The following is a 2,500-nucleotide window of genomic DNA, read 5'->3' on the forward strand; positions in this document are numbered from 1 at the left end:
TATTACTAATAACCCATAGGCTTATGTAAAGTCTTTCCCTTCTAGTAAGGGGAAGCGCAACTCTTTTGACAATTTACGATATGATTTTACTAGTATGTTAACTTATACAGTTGAAATATACTGAACGATTTAAGGTGATTATCGCAATGGGGCTCACCTCTTTCCATCCCGAACAGAGAAGTTAAGCCCATTAGCGCCGATGGTACTGCCAATGGTGGGAGAGTAGGTCGTTGCCTTTCTTTTAAACCTCAATCTGAATAGATTGAGGTTTTTTTTTGCATTAAACTTAACTGAAATTAAGGAAAGGTAAAAGGTAAAAGGTGAAAGGTGAAAGGTGAATGGAAAAGGTGAGGTAGAAAGTAAGTAAATAAGTTTTAGATAGATGTTACTTATCACAAACTTGAAATACTAAATGAGTTTTAAGAGGTAATTGAAAGGTCTTATTTTAACTTAGAGGTTAATTTTGATGAAAACTACTGAACTTTCACTACTAACTAACTAACTAACTAACTAACTAACTAACTAACTAACTGTGAGTATCAAAGTAAATGGTTAAAAGAAACACGCTAAAGGCTAATCAAAAATTAATATTAACAGGTTTAGTTGTTAAAAAGAGGTGGTGATAACTAGAAAAAGTGTAAATCAACTAATTCATAATATCTAAACGTTTCATATTCAATACATCAAAAAAAACTTCAAAAAAAAGATAGAAAAGGCAGTTGTTATGTTAAAAAAGGAATCTATATTTGCACCCGCTAAGGGAAAAACGAGTGTTTAGAATTTAGCAAAGTTCATTAAGATAAGGGTTAAGATATGGTCAAAAAAAGATTAAAAATAAGTTAATTTTTACTTGTTTAAATTGAAAGAAAGAGAGTATCTTTGCAGTCCGTTTTAAAGACGAAAGTTCATGTAAATATTGCAAAAAAAAATAAATTAAAAAAACTTCAAAAACAATTTGTCAGTTTTAAAATAGTTTGTAGATTTGCAACCGCTTTAAGAAAGCGAAACGATCAGAGGAATTTTGGAATGGTTTTAGGTAAAAAAAATCAGTTAGTTCAAGTCTAACATTTCTACAAAAAAGGTTGAGTTAAAGAGATGAGATAATACTTGTCATTGGCGACTCGCCAAGTTCATTGAAAATATTGAAATTGACAGCGTAAACAAAGAGTAGAATAACCACGTTCTAATTCGTTAGAACAAATTCTTTTGAAACTTATTCATTAATATTATTTAAAATATACAATGAAGAGTTTGATCCTGACTCAGGATGAACGCTAGCGGCAGGCTTAACACATGCAAGTCGAGGGGTAACATTGTAGCTTGCTGCAGATGACGACCGGCGAACGGGTGCGTAACGCGTATAGAATCTGCCTTGTACAGGAGGATAGCCTTTAGAAATGAAGATTAATACTCCATAATGCTAATTAGTGGCATCACAAATTAGTTAAAGATTTATCGGTACAAGATGACTATGCGTCCTATTAGCTAGATGGTAAGGTAACGGCTTACCATGGCAACGATAGGTAGGGGGTCTGAGAGGATTATCCCCCACACTGGTACTGAGACACGGACCAGACTCCTACGGGAGGCAGCAGTGAGGAATATTGGTCAATGGAGGCAACTCTGAACCAGCCATGCCGCGTGCAGGATGACTGCCCTATGGGTTGTAAACTGCTTTTATACAGGAAGAAACTTATCTACGTGTAGATAACTGACGGTACTGTAAGAATAAGGACCGGCTAACTCCGTGCCAGCAGCCGCGGTAATACGGAGGGTCCAAGCGTTATCCGGAATCATTGGGTTTAAAGGGTCCGCAGGCGGTCAATTAAGTCAGAGGTGAAATCCCGTCGCTCAACGACGGAACTGCCTTTGATACTGGTTGACTTGAGTTATACGGAAGTAGATAGAATAAGTAGTGTAGCGGTGAAATGCATAGATATTACTTAGAATACCGATTGCGAAGGCAGTCTACTACGTATATACTGACGCTCATGGACGAAAGCGTGGGGAGCCGAACAGGATTAGATACCCTGGTAGTCCACGCCGTAAACGATGGATACTAGTTGTTGGGTTTCGACTCAGTGACTAAGCGAAAGTGATAAGTATCCCACCTGGGGAGTACGGTCGCAAGACTGAAACTCAAAGGAATTGACGGGGCCCGCACAAGCGGTGGAGCATGTGGTTTAATTCGATGATACGCGAGGAACCTTACCAGGGCTTAAATGTAGAGTGACAGGGCTAGAGATAGTTTTTTCTTCGGACACTTTACAAGGTGCTGCATGGTTGTCGTCAGCTCGTGCCGTGAGGTGTCAGGTTAAGTCCTATAACGAGCGCAACCCCTATTTTTAGTTGCTAACAGGTTAAGCTGAGGACTCTAGAGAGACTGCCGGTGCAAACCGTGAGGAAGGTGGGGATGACGTCAAATCATCACGGCCCTTACGTCCTGGGCTACACACGTGCTACAATGGTATGGACAATGAGCAGCCACTATGCGAATAGG

Annotated in this window: 3 rRNA genes (2 of these 3 running past the window's edge); all 3 read left to right on the plus strand. The window is 39.2% G+C overall.

Annotation, left to right across the window (positions count from 1 at the left end):
* Window positions 1-28 (plus strand): 23S ribosomal RNA (locus ACN5J5_RS10415); it begins 2,853 nt to the left of the window's first position.
* 102 nt (window positions 29-130) lie between these two features.
* Window positions 131-239: ribosomal RNA gene (rrf, locus tag ACN5J5_RS10420) — 5S ribosomal RNA — on the plus strand.
* A 1,000-nt stretch (window positions 240-1,239) separates the two neighbouring features.
* Window positions 1,240-2,500: ribosomal RNA gene (locus tag ACN5J5_RS10425) — 16S ribosomal RNA — on the plus strand; it runs 261 nt beyond the window's last position.

The sequence above is a fragment of the Tenacibaculum insulae genome, from assembly GCF_964512435.1.
GTDB lineage: Bacteria > Bacteroidota > Bacteroidia > Flavobacteriales > Flavobacteriaceae > Polaribacter > Polaribacter insulae_A.